18 protein-coding genes are annotated in these 16,623 nt (G+C 60.3%); 10 read left to right on the top strand and 8 right to left on the bottom strand.

What is annotated here, in order from left to right:
* The first annotated feature begins 76 nt into the window (after positions 1 to 76).
* From O3S81_RS06195 to O3S81_RS06185, 3 genes are all read left to right on the top strand, one after another.
* Positions 77 to 577 carry a MarR family winged helix-turn-helix transcriptional regulator gene (locus tag O3S81_RS06195; RefSeq protein ID WP_269341596.1) on the top strand — a complete coding sequence of 167 codons (501 nt, stop codon included), beginning with the start codon at positions 77 to 79 and terminating at the stop codon, positions 575 to 577.
* Between the two features lie 108 nt (positions 578 to 685).
* Positions 686 to 1,393, top strand: coding sequence for a FadR/GntR family transcriptional regulator (locus O3S81_RS06190; RefSeq protein ID WP_269341594.1), 708 nt, complete (start codon positions 686 to 688; stop codon positions 1,391 to 1,393).
* A gap of 52 nt (positions 1,394 to 1,445) precedes the next feature.
* Entirely contained in the window at positions 1,446 to 2,648 is a 1,203-nt protein-coding gene (locus O3S81_RS06185) for a mandelate racemase/muconate lactonizing enzyme family protein (protein WP_269341591.1), read from the top strand.
* Here the strand turns inward: O3S81_RS06185 and xseA are convergent, their stop codons facing one another.
* The gene (gene xseA / locus O3S81_RS06180) at positions 2,649 to 4,247 is read right to left on the bottom strand and encodes an exodeoxyribonuclease VII large subunit (RefSeq protein ID WP_269341589.1); all 1,599 of its coding nucleotides are present in this window, start codon (positions 4,245 to 4,247) and stop codon (positions 2,649 to 2,651) included.
* Positions 4,248 to 4,435: 188 nt separating this feature from the next.
* Here xseA and O3S81_RS06175 point away from each other — a divergent pair, with 188 nt between their 5' ends.
* Both O3S81_RS06175 and O3S81_RS06170 read left to right on the top strand, forming a co-directional pair.
* A complete protein-coding gene (locus O3S81_RS06175) occupies positions 4,436 to 4,678 on the top strand; it encodes a hypothetical protein (RefSeq protein WP_010970778.1) in 243 nt (80 codons plus the stop codon).
* Between the two features lie 12 nt (positions 4,679 to 4,690).
* Positions 4,691 to 5,062: a hypothetical protein gene (locus O3S81_RS06170; RefSeq protein ID WP_269341587.1), complete on the top strand. Its 372-nt coding sequence runs from the start codon at positions 4,691 to 4,693 to the stop codon at positions 5,060 to 5,062.
* Here the strand turns inward: O3S81_RS06170 and O3S81_RS06165 are convergent.
* The gene (locus O3S81_RS06165; RefSeq protein WP_269341585.1) at positions 5,059 to 6,042 is read right to left on the bottom strand and encodes a Gfo/Idh/MocA family protein; all 984 of its coding nucleotides are present in this window, start codon (positions 6,040 to 6,042) and stop codon (positions 5,059 to 5,061) included. The two genes, O3S81_RS06170 and O3S81_RS06165, sit on opposite strands and share 4 nt — an antisense overlap.
* Before the next feature lie 179 nt (positions 6,043 to 6,221).
* Here O3S81_RS06165 and O3S81_RS06160 point away from each other — a divergent pair, with 179 nt between their 5' ends.
* The 4 genes from O3S81_RS06160 to O3S81_RS06145 all read left to right on the top strand — a co-directional run bounded on the left by O3S81_RS06160 (position 6,222) and on the right by O3S81_RS06145 (position 9,269).
* Positions 6,222 to 6,782 carry an isochorismatase family protein gene (locus O3S81_RS06160; protein WP_269342410.1) on the top strand — a complete coding sequence of 187 codons (561 nt, stop codon included), beginning with the start codon at positions 6,222 to 6,224 and terminating at the stop codon, positions 6,780 to 6,782.
* Positions 6,782 to 7,765 (top strand): GlxA family transcriptional regulator, encoded by a 984-nt coding sequence (locus tag O3S81_RS06155; RefSeq protein WP_269341584.1) that lies wholly within the window; start codon positions 6,782 to 6,784, stop codon positions 7,763 to 7,765. The genes O3S81_RS06160 and O3S81_RS06155 overlap by 1 nt, the downstream gene beginning before the upstream one ends.
* A gap of 108 nt (positions 7,766 to 7,873) precedes the next feature.
* Complete coding sequence (locus O3S81_RS06150) at positions 7,874 to 8,824, top strand: aldo/keto reductase (RefSeq protein WP_269341582.1); 951 nt, start codon at positions 7,874 to 7,876, stop codon at positions 8,822 to 8,824.
* A 1-nt stretch (position 8,825) separates the two neighbouring features.
* Positions 8,826 to 9,269, top strand: a complete 444-nt coding sequence (locus tag O3S81_RS06145) for a GNAT family N-acetyltransferase (RefSeq protein WP_269341580.1) — start codon at positions 8,826 to 8,828, stop codon at positions 9,267 to 9,269.
* Here the strand turns inward: O3S81_RS06145 and O3S81_RS06140 are convergent, their stop codons facing one another.
* Positions 9,270 to 10,160 (bottom strand): LysR family transcriptional regulator, encoded by an 891-nt coding sequence (locus O3S81_RS06140; protein WP_269341578.1) that lies wholly within the window; start codon positions 10,158 to 10,160, stop codon positions 9,270 to 9,272.
* A gap of 172 nt (positions 10,161 to 10,332) precedes the next feature.
* Between O3S81_RS06140 and O3S81_RS06135 the strand changes: the two genes are divergently transcribed.
* On the top strand, positions 10,333 to 11,334 hold the full coding sequence (locus O3S81_RS06135) for an aldo/keto reductase (RefSeq protein ID WP_269341576.1): 1,002 nt from the start codon (positions 10,333 to 10,335) through the stop codon (positions 11,332 to 11,334).
* 55 nt (positions 11,335 to 11,389) lie between these two features.
* Here the strand turns inward: O3S81_RS06135 and pheT are convergent, their stop codons facing one another.
* The 5 genes from pheT to rpmI form a co-directional block, all read right to left on the bottom strand.
* Positions 11,390 to 13,813, bottom strand: coding sequence for a phenylalanine--tRNA ligase subunit beta (pheT, locus tag O3S81_RS06130; protein ID WP_269341573.1), 2,424 nt, complete (start codon positions 13,811 to 13,813; stop codon positions 11,390 to 11,392).
* Between the two features lie 24 nt (positions 13,814 to 13,837).
* On the bottom strand, positions 13,838 to 14,920 hold the full coding sequence (pheS, locus tag O3S81_RS06125; protein WP_269341571.1) for a phenylalanine--tRNA ligase subunit alpha: 1,083 nt from the start codon (positions 14,918 to 14,920) through the stop codon (positions 13,838 to 13,840).
* Positions 14,913 to 15,791, bottom strand: a complete 879-nt coding sequence (locus O3S81_RS06120; protein ID WP_269341570.1) for a phosphotransferase — start codon at positions 15,789 to 15,791, stop codon at positions 14,913 to 14,915. Before O3S81_RS06120 ends, pheS begins: the two co-directional genes overlap by 8 nt.
* A 174-nt stretch (positions 15,792 to 15,965) precedes the next feature.
* Positions 15,966 to 16,370, bottom strand: a complete 405-nt coding sequence (rplT, locus tag O3S81_RS06115) for a 50S ribosomal protein L20 (protein WP_003493358.1) — start codon at positions 16,368 to 16,370, stop codon at positions 15,966 to 15,968.
* Between the two features lie 40 nt (positions 16,371 to 16,410).
* Positions 16,411 to 16,614: a 50S ribosomal protein L35 gene (rpmI, locus tag O3S81_RS06110; RefSeq protein ID WP_003493355.1), complete on the bottom strand. Its 204-nt coding sequence runs from the start codon at positions 16,612 to 16,614 to the stop codon at positions 16,411 to 16,413.
* Positions 16,615 to 16,623: the final 9 nt, after the last annotated feature.

Raw genomic sequence — 16,623 nt, 5'->3', positions numbered from 1 at the left:
GAATCTCTACATCAAGATAAATCCAGCTTAGTCGATTTTATCTTGACGTCAAGATATCAATTGTTATGCCTTGGTGATGAGCAAGGAACCCATGGACCACGTCGACCATATTCTCGCACAATGGCGCAGCGAGCGACCCGATCTCGATGTCGCCCCCATGGGGCTGCTCGGGCGGCTGCACCGGCTCAGCACACATCTTGGCCGCGAGGTGGAGGCGGTGCTGTTGAAACACGGCCTCTCCTCCTCGGCTTTCGACGTACTGGCGACATTGCGTCGCGCGGGCTCACCCTATCGGCTCTCACCCGGCGATCTGCTTGCCATGACCATGGTCAGTTCCGGCACCATGACAAACCGGATCGACCAGCTGGAAAAAGCCGGGCTGGTGGAACGCATTCACAATCCGCAGGACCGGCGCAGCGTCTTGATATCGCTGACAGAACAGGGCTTTGCCATCGTCGAGGAAGCAGTCGGCGCACACGTCGAAAACCAGCATCGCCTAGTCGCCCATCTCAGCGAAGAGGAGCGCGTGGCGCTGAACGGATTGCTGAAGCGATTTTTGCAGGGTTTCAAGGATTAGGCCTTGGCCGCACGGAAAGAAGCGCAATCGCCGGCAAGGGCGCTTGTTTTGTCACATATAATCCTGTAAGCAATTTTCCATAAACCTGTACTACAGGTTGGAGGAAAAATGTATAACGCCATTTCGCATGAGTCCGGCCTCGTCAGCAGCACGATCGGCGCGATCACCCGCCATATCCGCGAAAATGAACTTGCCCCCGGCGCCAAGCTGCCGAGCGAACTTTCGCTTTCGCAACAGCTCGGCGTCTCGCGCACTGTCGTTCGCGAGGCTTTCCGGTCGCTTTCCGCCATGCGGCTGATCGATGTCAGCGCCGGCAAGCGCGCCACCGTGGCGACGCTGGATCATGGCGCGATGTCGCTGATGTTCGAACATGGCATTCACACCGAGCAGATCAACATCCAGCAGATTTACGACGTGCGCCGCACCATCGAAGTCAGAACCGTGACACTCGCGGCGCTGAGGCGCGCGGATGCGGAAGCGCTCACCATCCTCGACCACGCGAACAATATGGAGCGGGATTTCAGCGACAATGACAAGGTGATGGAACACGACCTTGCCTTTCACCTTGCTGTTGCCAGAGCCTCCAAGAACCCGGTTTTCGAACTCATTCTCGGTGCTTTCCAGAATGTGACACGCCAGACCTGGCCGATCGGCTGGAAAAGCCGCACCTCTGATGCGCAGCGCCTTGCCGCGTGTGAACTGCACATCGCCATCGGACAGGCCATTGCCGCAGGCGACCCGCAAACCGCCTCAACGCTGATGGCGCGCCACTTCGATGAAAGCGTGCACGCGCTTCTGGCAGCTGGCATCGCCTGATTTTTTCAACGCAGTCCCAGATGGAAAACTGACTGCCTCTGGAGGAGATACCATGAAAATCACGAAACTCGAGACCGTCCGTGTGGCGGAACGGACGAACTTGCTCTGGGTTCTGGTCCATACGGATGAGGGCATTACCGGGCTCGGCGAAACCTTCTTCGGAGCGGAGACGGTGGAGACCTATGTGCACGAATATATCGCCCCTCGCGTGATCGGCCGCGATCCACTGCAGATCGATCTTCTGGCGCAGGACCTCGTCGGTTATCTCGGTTTCCGCTCGTCGGGCGCGGAAGTGCGCGGCAATTCCGCCTTCGATATCGCGCTGTGGGATATTTTCGGCAAGGCCACCAACCAGCCCATAGCCCAGCTTCTCGGCGGCTTCAGCCGCAAGGAAATTCGCACCTACAACACCTGCGCCGGCACCGAATATATCAAGAAGGCGACCGGCCAGCAGACGGCCAATTATGGCCTCTCCGACGGCAAGGACTATGACGATCTGAACGGCTTCCTGCATCGGGCCGACGAGCTTGCCCACTCTCTGCTGGAAGACGGTATCACCGCCATGAAGATCTGGCCCTTCGATGCGGCGGCGGAGAAGACGCGCGGGCAATATATCTCGATGCCGGACCTGAAAAGCGCGCTTGAGCCGTTCGAAAAGATCCGCAAGGCGGTGGGCGACAAGATGGACATCATGGTGGAGTTTCACTCCATGTGGCAGCTTCTACCAGCCATGCAGATCGCCAAGGCGCTTACCCCCTATCAGACCTTCTGGCATGAAGACCCGATCAAGATGGACAGCCTTTCCAGCCTGACGCGTTATGCCGCCGTTTCGCCCGCACCGATTTCCGCGTCCGAAACACTCGGTTCCCGCTGGGCCTTCCGCGATCTGCTGGAAACGGGTGCGGCCGGCGTGGTGATGCTCGACATCAGCTGGTGCGGCGGCCTTTCGGAAGCACGCAAGATCGCCTCCATGGCGGAAGCCTGGCATCTGCCGGTCGCGCCGCATGATTGCACCGGCCCCGTGGTGCTCTGCGCCTCCACGCATCTGTCGCTCAACGCGCCGAATGCCCTGGTGCAGGAAAGCGTGCGCGCCTTCTACAAAACCTGGTATCGCGATCTCGTCACCGCCTTGCCGGAGGTGAAAAACGGCATGATCACCGTGCCGCCGGGCGCCGGCCTTGGCATGGAGCTGCATCCCGATATCGAAAAGAGCTTCACCGTCAGCCGCCGTTTTTCGGATGCAGCGTCGATCTGATCAGAACAGGCTGCCCTGGTTGCCAGGGCCGGAGGAAGCCGGTTTCGCCGGCTTCTTTTTCGGCGCGGCGGCCGCATCCGGGGAGGGTGTCCCCTCTCCCGTCGTGATGGCGGAAACCCGACCATCGGCAAATTCCATGGACACGACGGCGCCTGAAGCGATAGCTGCCGCGCGGGTCAAAGGCCGGTTCTCTTCGTCACGGATCACGGCATAACCGCGATTCAGCACGTTCTTATAAGACAGCGATTGCAGGATGCGATCATGGGCGGCGAGCCCGGAACGGTTCTGGGCCATGCGGTGCAACACGGCGGTATCGGCCCGGCGCGATGCGGTGACGACCCGTTCCTTCTGCCGTTCCAGCTGGCCAAGCAGGCGCGCGGGGAGCGAACGCAGGGCGGAATCGAAGGAATCAACCCGGCCTTTGCCCTGCAGCAGACGGCGCTCCACCAGAGTCTCTGCCCGGTGCATGCGTTCGGTAATCCGCTGCCTATGGTGTTTGAGACCGTTCAAGAGGGTTTCCGGCCTCAGCCCCGACGCGGAACGTTCGAAGGCGCGGCGCCTGTTCAGCGTCGTCAATTCCAATCCACGGCCAAGACCGCTCGCAGCCTCATCGAAACGGCGGCGCGGCAGGGCGAGAAGCTGATCGAGTGACGGCAGGGCACGCACCAGCGCCCGCACGCCCTGTCGGCGGTTATCCATCTGCCGCAAGACCGAACCGGAAAGGCGGGCAGCGAGACCGGAAAGCTGCGCTTCGAGTTCCGCCCGCACCGGCACCGCCATTTCCGCAGCCCCCGTCGGCGTCGGCGCGCGCACATCTGCGGCATAATCAATCAAGGTCGTATCGGTCTCGTGTCCAACGGCGGAAATCAGCGGGATTTCGCTCTCGGCCGCGGCGCGCACGACGATCTCGTCGTTGAAGCTCCAGAGGTCTTCGAGGCTGCCGCCGCCGCGCGCGACGATCAGCACATCTGGGCGCGCGATTTCACCGCCGGGCTTAAGCGCGTTGAAACCACGGATGGCGTTCGCCACCTCCTCGCCCGAACCCTCGCCCTGCACCTTGACTGGCCAGACGACGACGTGGACCGGAAACCGATCCGAGATACGGTGAAGAATATCGCGAATGACCGCACCCGTGGGCGAGGTGACGACGCCGATGACACGCGGCATGAATGGCAGAGGGCGCTTGCGGGCCGCATCAAACAGCCCCTCCGCCGCCAGCCGCCGGCGACGGTCTTCCAGAAGCGCCATCAGCGCGCCGGCACCGGCAGGCTCAAGGCTTTCGATGACGATCTGGTATTTCGAGGAACCGGGAAAAGTGGTGATCTTGCCCGTCGCGATCACTTCCATGCCCTCTTCCGGGCGGAACTTCAGGCGAGAGAAGGTGCCTTTCCAGATCACCGCGTCGATACGGGCGCGATCGTCCTTCAGCGAGAAATAGGCGTGGCCGGAAGAATGCGGGCCACGATAGCCGGAAATCTCGCCGCGCACCCGCACCTGCTCGAAAGCCGTCTCCACCGTGCGCTTGATGGAACCCGACAGTTCGGACACCGAAAATTCGGCAAGATTGCTCAATGCGGCGTGGGAGAAGATATCGCTCATGCCCGTTTGTAACCAAAAGCCGTCGATTCGGAAATGCCGGCACCGGCTCACCGATTTTAACGACGATGAAACCATATCCTCAACTAACGAGTTAGGAAAACAGGGATTGGAGGAGAAAACAAGGGTTCGTTAGGGAAGGAGACGCTAGGTCTTGTTCCAGACCCGGCAACCAAAGAGGAGGCGGCATCATGATCTTTCTTACCGCCACAGTGCTCGGCGTAACCGCCGTTGCGTTGCGTTCTGTCTTCAGCATCGTTTTCATCTGCATGATGATTATCGGCGCCTATGGTGTCGCAATGGTGCTTTCCTCCACCGCCGTGCCGCTGATGTCGCTGCTTTTGGCGCTTGCCGGTTATAATTTCGGCGTCGTGGGTGTCGTTATCGGCCTTCTGGTGCTGCAGCGCCCGCGCTCCACGCAGCCGACACTTTAAAAGCCCACACCCTTGAGACTTCCGCACTTCGCGCTGACCGAGATCTGCGGATTGGCCGTCGATCTTGCCGTCACCTGCCTTCTTATCTTCTATCTCGGCGTCGATCCGCTGGCAGCCCGTTTGCCCGGCGCAGCAGCGGGACTTGCTACGAGCTGGCGGCTGAATCGTTCCAATGGAAATGCACCGGATGCGTTGAACGGCTTTCTGATGAATGCCGTCACGCTCATCTCCCGCTTCGTCGGCGTCGGACTTTTTGCCCTGCTGCTGTGGCGCAACCCGCTGGTGCAGCCGCTTGTCCCGCTTGCCCTTTCAGCGCTCGCGGCACTGGCGCTGGCCCTCTACGGCTATTGGCGGCTGCAAAGACAGCGGCGGGATCCGGATTAAACCGTCTCCCAGCCGTCCTTTTCGGCCGCGCGGTAGATGGCGTCGATGAAAAGCTGGTTCTTCCGCGAGCTTTCCAGGGTGACGACGTCTCCCTCGCCCTTCACAGCACGGGCAAAGGCCTCTGCTTCCAGCTTGTACTGGCGGCTATCCTGAAACCGGAAGACCTGCGACTGGTTATGGGCCTGATTGGTCAGTTCGATCTCTTCCGCACCCCAGCGATTGGCGTTGAAGGGGGATTTGACCTCGATGTAACCATCCGTGCCGTGGAAGACCATGAGCTGGCGGGCGGCAAGCTGGGTTGCGAGATAAAAGCTCAGCTCGAAACCGCCGAAATCGGCCCGGACACTGGAATAAATATCGGTGCCGAATTCCCGGTCACGCTCGACTGTCGCCTGCACGCGCTTCGGCTCGGCGCCAGTGGCAAAGCGGGTGACGATGGTCGGGTAGACCCCGATATCCGGCAGTGCTCCGCCACCCAGTTCGGGAATATTGCGCATATTGCCGGGATCGCGATTAAAATAGCTGAAAGCGCCCTGCACGTGCTTCAGCGTGCCGATAGCGCCCGAAGCCAGCAACTCCTTCACTTTCGCCCAAACCGGCGCATAGGTGACCATGAAAGCCTCGGACACGATGACACCATTGCGGTCACGCGCCGCGATAAGCGTATCGATCTCTTCTGCTTTCAACGCGATCGGCTTTTCGCAGAGAACGTGCTTACCGGCATCGGCCGCCTTGATGGTCCATTCCACATGCTGGGATGTGGGAAGCGGGATATAGACCGCATCGATCACATCCGATGCCAGCATCTCCTCATAGGAACCAAAGGCATGCGGCACGGAAAAACGGTCGGCAACCGCGCGCGCCCTGGCGTGATCGCGGCTGGCGATGGCGCTGACGACGCAATTTTCCGCATCCTGTATCGCCGGAATGACGTGATCCTGAGCGATCTTCGCCGTCGAGATTATTCCGAAGCGCAGCATTTCATTCTCCCGCTCTGCAATCCAGCGGCAACTTACCACCATCACACGTTCTGACAAGCCGCAGACACGCGACGAATAAAGGTTGGCCGGATTTGTCCTGCCTTTGTCGGTCTGGTTGCTTTTATCCGCGTGATAAAAGGAGAATTATGCTATTCATGAACTCACTGGAGAACCATGAAATGTCCTCTTCCAATACCGCGCTTCTCGTTATCGATGTTCAGGAATCCTTCCGGCACGCTCCTTATTTCGAGGAGAGCGGGCTCGCCGCTTATCTCGAGAAGCAACAGACGCTGATCGATGGCGCCAGGGCCGCAGGAATCCCCGTCGTGCAGATTTTCCATGTCGATGGCGACCGCGCCTTTTCGAAAGACAGCGGCTATATCCGCGCTCTGGAGGGTGTGCAGATCACCCCGGATGTCACCTTTCACAAGAACCGGCACTCGGCTTTCGCCGGCACCGGCCTTGAAATCTGGCTGACGCAGAGAGGTATCAACCGGCTGATCGTCTCCGGCATCCGCACCGAACAATGCTGCGAAACGACCACCCGGCACGCTTCCGATCTCGGTTACAGCGTCGATTACGTGACCGAGGCGACGCTGACCTTTCCGATGACACATGCCTCCGGCACGGTGTTCAGCGCAGACGATATCCGCAAGCGGACCGAGCTGGTGCTGGCCGGTCGCTTCGCGCGCATCGCCACTGTGAGCGACGCGCTTGCCCCGCTGAAGGCGGCAGCCTGATGGATAAAGGCGGCACACGCATCATTCCCTTTTATACGCTTGTGCCGCCGCACGCGCTGTTGCTCGACATTGCCGGACCCCTGCAGGTGATCCGCTATGCCAATGACGAGCAGAACGATATCTCCTTCGAATGCCGCTACATCGCGGCACGGGAAATACAGCAATCCTCGATCGGCCTTGGCATTTGCGGGCTGGAGACCTTGCCTGCCGCCCTGCCGGACGATGCCTTCCTGCTGATATCCGGCAGCACGTCGCGTTCCGAAAACGAGCCGGAAATACGGCGGGAACGGCAGGCGCTGGCGGCCTGGTTGCGTCATGCCGTGCAGCCCGACACAACAGTCATTTCCATTTGCTCCGGCGCGCTGCTGGCGGGCGAAGCCGGGCTTTTCGACGGACGGAGCTGCACCACGCACAGCGACTGTATCGATGCACTGCGCCGCATCGCGCCACTATCGCAGGTGGCCGAAAACCGCCTTTTCGTGGAGGATGGCAACCGCTTCTCCAGCGCCGGCATCTCCACCGGCATTGACCTGATGCTGCATGTGGTTTCGCGGCTGACATCACCGGCGGTCGCCGCGCGCATTGCCCAAACCATGGTCATCTATCTCAGGCGCAACGGCAACGACCCACAGGTCTCTCCCTGGCTGACCGGCCGCAACCACATGCATCCCGCCATTCACCGCGTGCAGGATCGTGTGATGGCGGAACCGGCGCGGGACTGGTCGCTGGAACGGCTGGCCGATATCGCAGCACTCAGCGAAAGGCACCTGTCGCGCCTGTTTCGCGAGCATACCGGCATCAGTGTCATCGACTACGTCAATCTGATGCGGGTCAATCTCGCCCGCGACATTCTCGCAAATAGCCGCCTCGATATGGAGGCCATCGCCGAGCGGGCGGGCTTTGCCTCCGCCCGGCATTTGCGGCGCGTCTGGCAACAGCATAATCGTTACCCGCCCAGCCATTATCGCGGTTTTCAGGCCTGATTTTCCCGGCCATCGCCCGCTGGCTGATGAGTGCCATCAAAGGAATTGAATGGTTATGCCGACGGGCAGTTGCTAACCTGCCGCAAAGTCAGCAACAGGAGCATTCCCGTGGAAAAACGAAGCCTTGGCCGGACCGGCCTCTCCATCGCGCCGATCGTCTTCGGTGGCAACGTGTTCGGCTGGACAGCGGATGAAAAGACTTCCTTTGCCCTGCTCGATGCCTTTTTCGACGCCGGGTTCAACGCCATCGACACGGCGGATGTCTATTCCGCCTGGGTGGACGGGCATGTGGGTGGCGAATCCGAAGCGATCATCGGCAAATGGTTGAAACAGTCGAGCGTGAAGCGCGAAGACGCGGTGATCGTCACGAAAGTCGGTTTCGACAATCGCGGCCAGAAGACCGGCCTTGGCGCCAAATGGATCGCAGAGGCTGTCGAGGCTTCGCTGAAGCGGCTGCAAACCGACTATATCGACCTCTATCTCGCCCACAAACCGGATGCGGAGGTACCGGTGGAAGAGACGCTTGCCGCCTTCGCAAAGCTGAAGGAACAGGGAAAAATCCGCGCCATCGGTTGCTCCAACTATTCCGCGATTGAGCTTCAGAACGCGCTCGACACAGCTGCGAAAAACAATCTTCCGCGTTACGACGTGCTGCAGCCGGAATATAATCTCTATAACCGCGCGGATTTCGAAGGTCCGCTTGCTGATCTTTGTGTGAAAGAAGAGATTGGCGTCATCAACTACTATAGCCTCGCCGCCGGCTTCCTGACCGGGAAATACCGCGCCAAGGCCGATACGGAAGGCGTCGCCCGCAGCTATCGTGTGGGCGAATATGTCAACACGCGTGGCCTTGCCGTTCTGGGTGCCATGGATGCTGTGGCTGTACAGACCGGGGCCAAGCTCGCCGATATCGCGCTCGCCTGGCTGTTACGGAAAAAGGCGGTAACCGCACCGATCGCCAGCGCCACCAGCCTGTCGCAGCTTGAAAGCTTCAAACGCGCCGTCAACCTGAAACTGACCGATGAGATGATGACCCTTCTCGACAAGGCAGGTGCATAAGATGGAACTTGCAATTCGTAACGCTGAGCCGGCTGACAGGGCAGAATGGCTGCGCCTCTGGAACGACTATCTCGCCTTTTATGATGTCGATCTTGCCGATGACGTCACCGAGCATACCTGGGCGCGCATCCTCGATCCCGCATCCCGCGTTTCGATGCGTGTGGCCCTGCTGGGCGACCGCATGGCCGGTTTCGCCATCCACCACTTCCACGACTCCACCTGGGTGAAAAATCCCGATTGCTATCTGGAGGATTTATTCGTCGATGGCGAAATCCGGGGCAAAGGGACGGGCCGGGCGCTGATGGACGATCTTATCGCCATCTGCAAGGAGAAGGGCTGGTCGCGGCTGTACTGGAACACCGGCGAAGACAACCACCGGGCCCAGAAGCTTTACGACAGCTACGTGAAGAGCGACGGCCATATCCGCTATCGCATAACGTTCTGATCATCCCCGGAAACGGAAGAAATCCACGAAAGCCCTCAGCGCCGGGCGCATCTGCCGGCGCGAGGGATAATAGATGTAGAAGCCGTCGAAGGGCGCGCACCAGTCGTTCAGCACGCGGATGAGCCTGCCTTCGCTGATATCGTCCTCGACCCGCTGCTCGAAAACAAAGGCAAGCCCTGCCCCGTCAATCGCCGCTCGGCGAATGAGGCTCTGGTCCGAGAGGATCAAGGGTCCCTGCACATCGACCACCAGCGGCTTGCCGTTTTTCTCCAGTTCCCAGCGATAAACCAGGCCGCTCGCGAAGCGCCGACGGATGCAGCGATGCCGGATGAGGTCCCTTGGATCGCGCGGCGGCGGATTTTCTGCGAAGTAAGCGGGGGAGCCGACAATAGCCCCACGCCACGCACCGCTCGCTTTTACCGCAATCATATCCGCATCGAGATGTTCTCCGAGCCGCAGTCCGGCATCGAACCCCTTCGCGACAATGTCTTCGAAGCGATCATCCGTCGAGATTTCGAGTGAGATATCGGGATAGAGCCGCAGGAATTCACCCAGCCGGGGCACGATCAGATCCTCGGCCGCGAGCCGCGGCAGGGTGATACGCAGGGGACCGGCCGGTCTTCCACCATGCTCGGCAAGGGTCTCGATGACCGCGTCGATATCGGCAAGCGCCGGCCCCAACGTCTCGAGAAGCCGCCTGCCCTCCTCCGTCGGCGAAACGCTGCGGGTTGTGCGGTGAAGCAGGCGCAGGCCAAGGCTCGCCTCCAGCGACGACACCGCATGGCTGACGGCCGACGGCGCAATGGCGAGTTCAGCCGCGGCCTTGCGGAAACTGCGGCCTTCGGCGACAGCGGCGAGAACGGCCAGTTGGGAGAGTTGCACACGGTTCATTGTTCTAAATAATAGAACAAGCCGAGCGGATTTGCAGCGATTATCTTTGCCACCACCGGACGTTATGTTTTGCCCATACCCACTCCCCAAGGGTATATTCAGCGTCTTGGATACACGCTCCGCGCAAACCACGGGACAGTTTTCAAGGCGTGCTCTGACAAAGGACAGGCAGATGAAACATAGAATTCTCGGAAAAGACCTCTCCGTCTCCGCGCTCGGACTTGGCTGCATGGGCATGAGCCATGCCTATGGCCCTTCGAACGATGAAAGCGGCTCCATCGCGACGCTGCATCGCGCCGTCGAGCTTGGCGTTACATTCTTCGATACGGCGGAAGTCTACGGCCCGTTCAAAAACGAAATCCTCGTCGGCAAGGCTTTGAAGCCCTATCGCGACCAGGTGACAATCGCCACCAAATTCGGTTTCCGCATCGATGGCAGCAAACCTTCGGCGGAAATGATCCAGGGTGTTGACGGTTCGCCCGCAAATGTCCGTGCCGTCGCCGAAGCCTCGCTGAAAAGGCTCGGTGTCGATGTCATCGACCTCTATTACCAGCACCGCGTCGATCCGGACGTGGCGATTGAAGAGACGGTCGGCGCAATGGCTGATCTGGTGCGGGAAGGCAAGGTGAAGGCACTCGGCCTTTCAGAGGCGAGCGCGGCGACCCTTCGCAAGGCGCATGCCGTTCACCCGATTGCGGCCATTCAAAGCGAATATTCGCTGTGGACCCGCGATCCCGAAGAAAATGGCGTGCTGGAAACCTGCCGCGAACTCGGCATCGGTTTCGTGCCCTTCAGCCCGCTCGGCCGCGGCGCTTTGACCGGCGCACTGAAGACGCTCGACGGACTTGCCTCCGACGATTTCCGCCGCAGCCTGCCGCGCTTCCAAAGCGAAAACTTCGATGCCAATCTGGCGCTCATCCAGCTGCTGGAAGACATGGCGGCTGAAAAAGGCGTTACTGCGGGGCAGCTGGCGCTCGCCTGGGTCATGGCGCAGGGTGACTTCATCGTGCCGATCCCCGGCACCACGAAAATCGCCAATCTGGAGAAAAACGTGGCGGCGGCGGATGTATCGCTGACGGCTGACGAAGTCGCCAGCCTCGGCGCGTTGCTCTCCCCGGCAAAGGTTGCGGGCGAACGTTATCCGGAACGAATGACGCGGTTGGCCAACCGGTAAAAACAAAAAGCCGCGGCAATCACCGCGGCTTTTTTTATTCCGTCAGCTGTCTGGCTCAGGCGCGCAGGACGCCGCCCGTCGATTTCTCGACATTGCCGACGATCTTTGCGGTCAGCGCCTCGAAATCTTCATCCGTCAGCGTCTTGTCGACCGGCTGGATCTGGACTTCGATAGCCACCGACTTGCGATCCTCGCCGAGCGATGCACCCTCGAAAATATCAAAGACATTGACGCCGGTGATCAGCTTGCGGTCAGCGCTGGTTGCGGCCTTGATGATGGCGCCCGCCTCCACCGACTTGTCGACCACGAAGGCGAAGTCGCGCTTGACGGCCTGGAAGGGCGAAAGCTCAAGTGCAGGCTTGGTACGGGTCGCCTTCTTCTTCGGTTCCTGCATGGCGTCGAGATAGATTTCGAAGCCGCAATAGGCGCCGGAAACATCCAATTCAGACAGTGTCTTCGGGTGGAATTCACCGAAATAACCGAGCACGACCTTGGGGCCCATCTTGATGGTGCCGGAACGACCGGGGTGATACCAGGCGGGGCCGCCGGCTTCGATCTGCACATTGGCCATGGGCAAACCGCAGGCTTCGAGCACTGCCAGCGCGTCGGCCTTGGCGTCATAGACGTCTACCGGCTTGCCGCCACCCTTCACCGCATTGGACCACATGCGGCCGCTGCCCGCGAGCGAGGCCGTGCCACGGCGGACACCACCGGCGACGCGGCGCTGCGTATCAGGCGTATCGCCCTCATAGGTGCCGGAAACCTCGAAGATCGCCACATCGCCGTAACCCTTGTCGGCATTGCGCTGAGCAGCTGTCAGAAGGCCCGGCAGCAGCGACGGCCGCATGTCCGACATATCGGCCGCAATCGGGTTGGCAAGCTTCAACGCGGGCGAACCGCCGCCGAAGAGTTTCGCCTGCGCTTCCGGGATGAAGGACCATGTGACGGCCTCAAGCATTCCACGGCTTGCAAGCGCGCGGCGCGCGGTGCGGGTGCGGATCTGCAGCGTGGTCAGGATGCGGCCATTGACGGCGCTGAGGCTTTCCAGCGGCTCCGGCTTGATGTTGTCGACGCCGTGGATGCGCATGACTTCTTCCACAAGATCGGCCTTGCCATCGACGTCAGGACGCCAGGACGGGACAGTCGCGGACACGCGTTCGCCCGTTCCCTCGACACCAAAACCGAGGCCCTTGAGAATGGTGAGGCTCTCTTCCGCCGAAACTTCCAGACCTGTCAGACGCTTCACTTCCGCAAGCGGGAAATCCACGACCTTGGGCTGATGGCCCTTGTAACCGACAACGCGGGCTTCGCCAGCCACGCCGCCGCACAGTTCCAGAACCAGTTCGGTGGTGCGTTCCAGACCCGGAACCATATATTCCGGATCGACGCCACGCTCGAAACGATAACGCGCATCGGTGATGATGCCGAGCGAACGGCCGGTCTTGGCGATGTTGATCGGATCCCAGAGAGCGGCCTCGATCAGCACGTCGACGGTGTTTTCGTCGCAACCGGAATGTTCGCCACCCATGATGCCGCCGATGGACTCGAGGCCCTTTTCATCGGCGATGACGACATTATTCGGGCCGAGCTTGTATTCGCGCTGGTCGAGCGCGAGGATGGTCTCACCCTCTTTCGCACGGCGAACCGTGAGATCGCCCTTGACCTTGGCGGCGTCGAAGACGTGCATCGGCCGGCCCTGATCGAAGGTCATGTAGTTGGTGATATCGACCAGCGCGTTGATGGGACGCAGGCCGATCGCCATCAAGCGCTGCTGCATCCACTTCGGGCTCGGGCCGTTCTTTACGCCACGCACGATGCGCAGGGAAAAGCCGGGGCAGAGCGCCGCATCATCGAGTTCCAGCTTCACATCGACAGGGGTAGCACCTTCCACCTTGAAGGACGGCGCAGGCCTCGTCTTCAGCTTGCCGAGACCGGAAGCCGCGAGATCGCGGGCGATGCCGTAGATTGAGGTGCAGTCCGGACGGTTTGGCGTCAGGTTGATCTCGATGACCGGATCATCGAGACCGGCATAGGCGGCGAAGGAGGTGCCGACCGGCGCGTCCTGCGGCAGATCGATGATGCCGTCGTGATCGTCGGAAATGTTGAGCTCCTTTTCGGAGCACATCATGCCGTGGCTTTCGACACCGCGAATCTTGCCGACGGCAAGCGTCACATCGATGCCCGGAACATACATGCCGGGGCGCGCCAGCGCGCCGACAAGGCCGGCGCGGGCATTCGGAGCGCCGCAGACGATCTGCACCGGCTTGCCGTCACCGGCATCCACCATCAGCACCTTCAGACGGTCGGCCTCAGGGTGCTTTTCAGCGGAAACGACCTTGGCGATGACGAAAGGCTTGTAGGCCGCCTTGTCGTCAACATCCTCGACCTCAAGACCGATCGCCGTCAGACGTTCGCAAATCTCGTCCAGCGTCGCATCCGTATCAAGATGCTCTTTCAGCCAGGAAAGAGTGAATTTCATGTCTTTGCTCCTTGGCTAACCGGATTAAACGCTCAGACCGCCGAACAGCGTCGGCATGTCGAGCGGGCGGAAGCCGTAATGGTTCATCCAGCGGACATCGGCGTTGAAGAAATCGCGCAGGTCCGGCATGCCGTATTTCAGCATGGCGATGCGGTCGAGGCCCATGCCCCAGGCAAAACCCTGATATTCATCCGGATCCAGCCCGCCGGCGCGCAGCACGTTCGGGTGCACCATGCCGCAGCCAAGGATTTCCATCCAGTCCTTGCCTTCGCCGAATTTGACGATGGGGCCGGAACGGTCGCACTGGATATCCACCTCGAAGCTCGGCTCAGTGAAGGGGAAGAAGGACGGACGGAAGCGCATGACGACGCTGTCGACCTCGAAGAAGGTCTTGCAGAACTCCTCGAGCACCCAGCGCAGATTGCCGACATGTGCCTTCTTGTCGATGACAAGACCTTCGACCTGATGGAACATCGGCGAATGGGTGGCGTCGGAATCCTGACGGTAGGTCTTGCCAGGAATGACGATGCGGATCGGCGGCTTCTGGTTTTCCATGGTGCGGATCTGCACCGGCGAGGTGTGTGTGCGCAGCACCTTTCGCTCGCCCTTTTCATCCGGCTGGAAGAAGAAGGTGTCGTGCATTTCGCGGGCTGGATGGCCTTCGGGGAAATTCAGCGCCGTGAAGTTGTAATAATCGGTCTCGATATCCGGACCTTCGGCGATCGAGAAACCCATATCCGCGAAGATGGCGGTGATTTCATCGACGATCTGGCTGATCGGATGAATGCGGCCACGCTCGGCTGGCGACTGTCGAACCGGCAGGCTGACATCCACCGTTTCCGCCTTGAGGCGCGCAGAGATGGCTGCATCCTTCAGCGCATTCTTGCGTTCGCCGATAAGATCGGTGATCTCAGTCTTGAGCTGGTTGATGGCAGCACCGCGGGTCTGGCGCTCTTCCGGCGTCATGCTGCCCAGCGTCTTCAGAAGCTCCGAAACCGAGCCCTTCTTGCCGAGTGCGGAAACGCGCACGGCTTCGATGGCCGGCTCATCGGCAGCGGCGGCGATCTCCGACATCAATTGCGATTTCAAGGTATCAAGTTCAGTCATCTTTTCCTGCCTTGCCGGTTTTTTTGAGAGCGGCTTCGGGGTTCACAGCATTCATCAGATAGTCGGTCGCCATGATAAAGCGTCGCAGATCACTACCCATCCGCACGCGCCCGATCAACCGGGCAAGCGGTAAAAATCGCCCGAGAATGCCGGTCAGGCGGCACAATTCTTCCAGCGCCCGCGGCGGGGCGTTTTCGCGCCAGCGGGCGAAGGCGGCATCGCGGGTTTTCGGCGCATCGCAGGCGCGCGTCGCGACCTGTAAAAACAGCAGCCAGATATCGCGCGCCTGCGCGGTCTCAAGCGGCATGACCTCCTGCGGGCGCTCCTCGAAATCCATGAAGCCTATGCGCCCGTCCTGGAGGAAGAAATCGCGCACATGCGGACGCCCATGGCAAAGGCCTGCCGCATGCAACTCGCCGAGCGCCTCGGCGGATTTCACAAGCAGGGCGTCGTGCTCCGCAGGCGTGGCCGCCCTTATCATATCCATCCGCTCCATGATGGTGGGGCCTACATCGCCCAGCACAACCGCTGTCCGTGAGGAATAGATGACGGGTGGGACGGGGAACCCGCGGGCCTTGAATGCCTGCAGCGTTTCGAGTTCGCGGCGCATCAGGCCGGCGCCATCAAGTGGGGGTGATGGGCGCATGAAGGTATAGGGCAGCAGCTTTGCGAGAAAGGTCTGCAGCTTTATCCACCAGGACGGCGTTTCCGTGCCCTGGCGCTTGATCCAGACGGTCGTTGTGGAAAGCTCGAGTTTCTGCACGCGGCGCTCGCTTTTAAGCAGAACCCGCATCAAGGCTGCGATATCGCCATCTTCGAGATGGACGTGGAAACCCTTTGCCTTTTCCGCCTCGCTTGCGGCAACCAGCATTTTTGCCCCCAATGGAGCCTGCCGACCGAGAGCCGGATGCCCCACCCAATTGGCAACCCCGGCGTAAAGCGTTGCACGCCCTTGCCCAAACTGCCGTGAATTTCAGAAAACGAAAACCCGCGCCGGAGAACCGGCGCGGGTTTCAAATGAACAACAGATTTGTCCGCGCCGTAATTACTTTACAGCGGTTTCAAACTCGTTGGCCGTACCAGCATCCTTGAGGTACTCAAGCGCCTTCTTCGCTGCTTCGACGAGCGCGCCGAATGCTGCCGGCTCATGGATAGCCATGTCGGACAGAACCTTGCGGTCGACTTCGATGCCAGCCTTGTTCAGGCCGTCGATGAAGCGGCCATAGGTCAGGCCGAATTCGCGAACAGCAGCATTGATACGCTGGATCCACAGAGCGCGGAAGTTGCGCTTATTAACCTTGCGGTCGCGGTAAGCGTACTGCTTGGAACGATCCACGGCAGCCTTTGCTGCGCGGATGGTGTTCTTGCGGCGGCCGTAGAAGCCCTTGGCTGCCTTGAGTGTCTTGGTGTGCTTGGCGCGGGAAGTTACGCCACGTTTTACGCGTGCCATGTCATGATCTCCTTAAAGTGTCCAAATGTGCGGAAAAGTCTCAGAGACCGTTCGGCAGGTAGTTCTTGACGACCTTCTTGCCGTCAGCTTCGGCGAGAACCATGGTTCCGCGCGCGTCGCGAATGAACTTGTTGGTACGCTTGATCATGCCGTGGCGCTTACCGGCGGCGGCTGCAACAACCTTGCCGGTCGCAGTGATCTTGAACCGCTTCTTTGCAGCGGACTTCGTCTTCATCTTGGGCATTTTGCTACT

The organism is Agrobacterium sp. SOY23, from assembly GCF_027212525.1.
Lineage (GTDB): Bacteria > Pseudomonadota > Alphaproteobacteria > Rhizobiales > Rhizobiaceae > Agrobacterium > Agrobacterium tumefaciens_I.
The sequence above is the reverse complement of the archived record's forward strand: the minus strand, read 5'-3'. Positions and strand labels throughout refer to the sequence as shown.